Genomic DNA, 4,930 nt, shown 5'->3' with positions numbered 1-4,930 from the left:
ATTCTTGGCCTGGTCGATCTCGCTGCGCCACTGCGCCGGCGTCCAGTTCTTGACCGAGCCGTGGACCTCGCCGCAGAAGTGCCCGTTGAAGTGGGCAGCGACCCGAGTCTCTTCGAGCAACGCCGACGGTTGTCCGACCTTGCCAAGGCCGGGGCGGTGACGGCGGGGGATCTCATGAGCACTCCCGCGATCACGGTCCACCCCGACGCCACCTTGGCCCAGGCGGCGAGCATCATGGCCGTCCGGCACGTCAAGCGGCTGCCCGTGGTCGACGACATCGGCATGCTCCAGGGCATCGTCAGCCGCGCCGACCTGCTGAAGGTCTTCCTGCGGCCGGACGAGGAGATCGAGGAGGAGGTCCGCCGCACCGTGGTGTCGTACCTCTTCCCGGCTTCCAGCCACGCCATCCATGTGACCGTGCACGAGGGAGTCGTCACGCTCCGCGGGCACATCCGTGACACCTCGCTCATCTCGGTCGCCGTGCGCCTCGTGCGCGCCGTGGAGGGCGTCGTGGACGTCGAGCCAGAGCTCACCGGCGAGTCAGCCGGTCGGGACGGGCCCGGGACAACTCAGTGACCGTGTGCGAGGCCGGCCGGCTGCGGCCCCTCGGGCGGGTCAGGGCTGGATGGCGGGTCAGGGCTGGACGTCGAGTACGTCCGACAGCGGGCGGCGCGGTGTGCCAGGTCCTTTGGGGCCGTACCCCAGACGCAGGAGCATCTGGGTGTAGCCATTTCCGGACACCGGGTCGCGCAGCGGCCAGCGCAGGTCGGCCCATTCGAGGGGTTGGGTGGCGAAGGAACTGGAAAGGCCATCAAGAGTGGCCAGCAGCAGGACGCGTTCCACGGCCTGACCGGCGCAGAGCCAGTCTTCCGGGTGGTCGTGGCTCGTACTGAGGAGGGCCGGCTGAGGAGTGCGTTCGAAGTCCGCGGCGTCACGGCCGACCACCCTCCGGACGCCTGCAAAGTCGCGCATGGGGGCCTTGCCCCCGCGTTTGCGCGGCCCGAAGGCGTAGTGCGGGACTCCGTCGTCGGCGGTGCCCACTGACGGGGCGTCGATACGAGTCCACCGCGCCAGGTCCTGGTCACTGCCGAGGTCGGTGATATCGCGTGCCTCGGCTTCCTGGACCAGTTCCAGCACCTCCCGCAGATGCCACGAGGTCGGGAAGGCCAGCACCGCTCCTTCGACGCGGGCGGCTGCGCTGAGAGCCTCCCGCACGGGATCGGGGATCTCCCTCTCCTCGAACGGGAAGCGGCTGCTGTGCCGCTGGTGAATCGCGGGATACAGCGCGCCGAGTTCCCTCTCGTCGGTTGCGGAGCCGGTCAGCCGCACGCTTGCGACCAGTGTCCGGTCGGCGGGGTCGGGCAGCAGGAGAGTTTCCGGGTGCCAACCCTCATGGGCCACGGCGGCTCTCAGGTTCAGCAGGGCGGCGCCGCAGCCGATGTGCAGGCCGCGGGTGTCGGGGTCGGAGTGCGGCATGGTGCGCTCGAAGTCGGCGTGGATGTCGAACGTGCGGCTGCGCCGGAAGTAGCGGAAGAACCAGGGCTGCGCGTTGTGCATTGACGGGGCAGCGGCAGCGGCGTGGGCCAGAGCCGTCACCTGCTCGTCGGCTGGTGCGTGTCGGCTCATCGGAACCTCCCTCGCGAGTTGGCTGCCCGCTGATATGGGGCCGCTCTGGGCGGCCCGTGGGCGCCTACTGATCGGCCGGTGTGATGCGCCGACCCGTGAGGCGCGTGGGCCGGATCGCCACCCACATCTCGCGTGCGCCGCCCGCCCATGGCTCGGTGTGTGCGCGTTGGGCAAGCCCACGTACGGTGTCGGGTTCTGGGACGACGTTCGCGGGGCCGACCGCGAGCACACTCCAGCCCTGGCTCATCGCCTCGTCCACGTGGTCGGCCTCGAAGGCAACCTCCGTTCCGACAGCCGCCGCGCACGGAGTCGGGCGCGGTCCGGAAGACGATCTCGTCATCCACGACCTCGTAGCTGACCGGGACGACTGCGGGGCGGCCGTCGGGCGTCGACACGGTGATGCGGCCCACGCCGTGCGTGGACAGCCGGCGGCGGCATTCCTGCGGGCCGAGGTCCCGCAGCTGTGGATGCGGCAGTGCGTGGCCCCGACCGGGTGGCAGGTCGACGCCTGCCCCGCGCAGGGCCGTGGCGGTGGTGCCCAACGCGGCGGCCAGACCGAGGAGAGTCGCCACGGTAGGGTCGGCCGGCTGTTCCTCCAGGTACGCCAGGTAGCCGGGCGGGATGCGGGCGCGACGGGCCGTTTCCTCCCGGCTGAGCCCGTGCCTGCGGCGTTCGACGGCCACGCGCCGTCCGATGTCGCCGGGACGGGGTGTCCCGGCCGGCGGAGCGACCGCCGACACGGCCTCCGCCTCCCCCGCGTCCCGCTGGGAAGAACCACGGGTGGTCCCGGGCTGCCCGTGCTCCACATGCCGGATGTGTGCGTCGGGCCCGGGGAACACGAGCGTCACTTCGTCAGTGTCCGACCAGCGCACGTCGTAGGGAGGTGTTCCGTCCTCATGGTGGAGTCCGACGGCCTCGCCGTCGCGCCCGGTGCCGCCGGTCGCCGGACTTTCGATGACGAGTTGGTCGCCGAGGTGAGCTCGCATGATCGCCGCCCTCTCCTCAGAATGGTGCTGTATCCAACGCGCCACGCGCGACACGCCACCGCATGGGACGACCGGCCCGTTTCCGCAGGGGCGGGCTGAGGCAACCGGATGTCACGCGGTCACAACCCGGACGGGAGAGGCGACATGCACCACCGAACGGTCGCGGAGCTCATGACCCGAGACGTCGTCAAGGCGCGGCGTGAATCGCCCTTCAAGGAGATCGTGAGGCTGCTGGCGGACAACGACGTCACCGCGGTGCCCGTGGTGGACGACCTGGACCGCCCCATGGGCGTGGTGTCCGAGGCGGACCTGCTGCGCAAGAGCGCCGACCAGGCCGACCCGTCGGGCAGGGCCCCTGTTCCACACCGTGAGGCATGGGAGCGGGCCAAGGCCGAGGGCTCCCGCGCCGAGGAGCTGATGTCGGCTCCCGCCGTGTGCGCACGTCCGGAGTGGAGCGTGGTGGAGGCCGCCCGCCTGATGGAGGCCGAGCACGTCAAGCGGCTGCCCGTCGTGGACGAGACGGGCCGACTGCAGGGCATCGTCAGCCGTGGGGACCTGCTGCGGATCTTCCTGCGTCGTGACGACGCCATCCGCGACGAAATCACCGAGGACGTGCTGCGACGCACGATGAGGCTTGCTCCCTCAGAGGTGACGGTCGAGGTGCGTGACGGGCGAGTCGGCCTCAGGGGCTCGGTCGAGTTCAGGAGTCTGATCCCCGTCATCGAGCGGCTCTGCCGGAGCGTCGACGGGGTGGTCTCGGTCTCGGAGCATCTTGTGTACCGGACCGACGACGCCCGACGGTCCCCCACCACTGCCATCTGAGGGGGCCGTCGGAGCCGTCGGCCTGGCGCGGAGGGCAGGGGCACTGGATGCCGAACCCGGGTACGTGGCCCGGGGTGCCGCCCCCGCCGCGGTCAGCCGGTGATCTCGATGCGGTGTGCCTTGCCGGTCTCGGTTTTCGGGACGCGCACCGTGAGGACTCCGCTCGTCAGGTCCGCACTGACGTGCTCGGTGTCGGAGTTCGGCGGCAGAGTCGTGCGGTAGTCGAACTGCCCCATGCGGCGGGTATGCCTGCGGACCACCCCGGTTTGTTCCTTCTCCTTGATCTCACCGTGGATGTCGAGCTCGCCCTCGGCGACCTCTACGGTGATCTGGTCCTTGGCCACGCCGGGAAGCTCCAGTTCCACCAGGTAGGCGTCCTCGGTGTCCACGACGTCGGCCAGCGGCGCCCACGGCTCGGCCGTGCCCAGCTCGGGGTAACCGCCGACGGGAAAGACAGCGTGCATGAGCTGGTCCATCCGGGTACGGAGATCGTCCAGCTCATGAAGGGCTGCCGAGAGCCCGCCTCTGCTGTGCCGTACTGGATGTGTCATGGCTCCTCCTCCTTGACCGGCTGTGCCGACCGGCGGTCATACGGGCCATCCGGTGACCTGGCGGGTGCTCGGCCGGGGCGCGCCCACGCCCTCGATGTCGCGCTCGGCGATGTTCAGCAGTTGTTGGGCGAGGTTGTTCATGGCCCGGCCCGCCGCCAGTTCGTCGCCGATTTCGGGCACGTTGGCGTCCGCCGGATGGCAATGCGCCGTCCCGTGGCCGGTGAGTGCGGTGGTACCGGTGTCCAGCACCACGCGTGCCTTCGTGGTTCCGTCGTCGTCCTCGAAGAGGTGGAGTCGAACCTTCCACTCCGCCGTGTGTGACATCGCTTTCCTCCTCACCTCGATACGGACCCGTGGGGTCCGGACAGGGTTCGTTCCGGGGCCGAGGACCGTGCGGAATCCTCCGCCGTCTGTTCCTCGATGTGGCGCCGGACGTGGGCGGCGAGTGCGCTCAGCCGCTCGGAAGCCGTCGCCCGAGGCGGGACCGGCGCTCGGATCCTGCGGGCCGCCGACGGCAGCCGGCCCAGGTCCGCCGTGAATCTCTCCCGGCACTCGGCGAGCGAGGGCCTGGTGCCGGTGCGCTGCCCGCCCCGCATCACCGTCTCCAGCAACGGCCTGCCACCGTCGGGGGGCTGCTCATCGGCCAGGCCGATCACGTCGGCGTACCCCGGGCGGCGGAACACCTGCTTGCGGCCGGGCGCCGTCACTTTCGCCGACGACAGCTTCATCACCGGCCGTCCGTCGTACGCCACCATCTTGTACGCCGAGTCCAGATACGGTGCGTCGGCCGAGACCCCGACGCGGGTGCCCACGGCGTACGTGTCGATCGGCACTCCGGAGCGAACCAGTTCGTCCACCGCGTACTCGTCGAGACCACCGCTCGCGATGATCCGTACGTCCGGCAGACCCGCGTCGTCGAGGATGGAGCGCGCCCGTACCGCAAGG

General features: G+C 70.4%; 4 protein-coding genes and 3 pseudogenes. 2 read left to right on the top strand and 5 right to left on the bottom strand.

Annotation, left to right across the window (positions count from 1 at the left end; genetic code table 11):
- Positions 1 to 96: 96 nt before the first annotated feature.
- A pseudogene (locus tag ABZ281_RS37870) lies at positions 97 to 576 on the top strand (CBS domain-containing protein); the annotation flags it as partial.
- Positions 577 to 633: 57 nt separating this feature from the next.
- Here the strand turns inward: ABZ281_RS37870 and ABZ281_RS37865 are convergent.
- Positions 634 to 1,626, bottom strand: a complete 993-nt coding sequence (locus ABZ281_RS37865; RefSeq protein WP_356662567.1) for a nitroreductase — start codon at positions 1,624 to 1,626, stop codon at positions 634 to 636.
- A gap of 64 nt (positions 1,627 to 1,690) precedes the next feature.
- Positions 1,691 to 2,612 (bottom strand): annotated as a pseudogene (locus tag ABZ281_RS37860) (DUF1918 domain-containing protein).
- A 144-nt stretch (positions 2,613 to 2,756) separates the two neighbouring features.
- On the opposite strand from ABZ281_RS37860, the gene ABZ281_RS37855 reads away from it, so the two are divergent.
- Positions 2,757 to 3,434 (top strand): CBS domain-containing protein, encoded by a 678-nt coding sequence (locus ABZ281_RS37855; protein ID WP_356662566.1) that lies wholly within the window; start codon positions 2,757 to 2,759, stop codon positions 3,432 to 3,434.
- Positions 3,435 to 3,526: 92 nt separating this feature from the next.
- Here ABZ281_RS37855 and ABZ281_RS37850 read toward each other — a convergent pair whose 3' ends face one another.
- The 3 genes and pseudogenes from ABZ281_RS37850 to ABZ281_RS37840 form a co-directional block, all read right to left on the bottom strand.
- Complete coding sequence (locus ABZ281_RS37850; protein WP_356662565.1) at positions 3,527 to 3,985, bottom strand: Hsp20/alpha crystallin family protein; 459 nt, start codon at positions 3,983 to 3,985, stop codon at positions 3,527 to 3,529.
- 36 nt (positions 3,986 to 4,021) lie between these two features.
- A complete protein-coding gene (locus ABZ281_RS37845; protein WP_356662564.1) occupies positions 4,022 to 4,309 on the bottom strand; it encodes a DUF1876 domain-containing protein in 288 nt (95 codons plus the stop codon).
- An 11-nt stretch (positions 4,310 to 4,320) separates the two neighbouring features.
- A pseudogene (locus ABZ281_RS37840) lies at positions 4,321 to 4,930 on the bottom strand (nicotinate phosphoribosyltransferase); the annotation flags it as partial.

This window comes from Streptomyces sp. NPDC006265, from assembly GCF_040613555.1.
In the GTDB taxonomy this organism is placed as follows: Bacteria; Actinomycetota; Actinomycetes; order Streptomycetales; family Streptomycetaceae; genus Streptomyces.
This window is presented reverse-complemented; position numbering and strand designations above follow the sequence as displayed.

What these genes read in the sequence shown, in the direction of transcription:
- ABZ281_RS37865 (WP_356662567.1), bottom strand. Translation starts at nt 1,626, where the DNA reads ATGAGCCGACACGCACCAGCCGACGAGCAGGTGACGGCTCTGGCCCAC.
- ABZ281_RS37855 (WP_356662566.1), top strand. Translation starts at nt 2,757, where the DNA reads ATGCACCACCGAACGGTCGCGGAGCTCATGACCCGAGACGTCGTCAAG.
- ABZ281_RS37850 (WP_356662565.1), bottom strand. Translation starts at nt 3,985, where the DNA reads ATGACACATCCAGTACGGCACAGCAGAGGCGGGCTCTCGGCAGCCCTT.
- ABZ281_RS37845 (WP_356662564.1), bottom strand. Translation starts at nt 4,309, where the DNA reads ATGTCACACACGGCGGAGTGGAAGGTTCGACTCCACCTCTTCGAGGAC.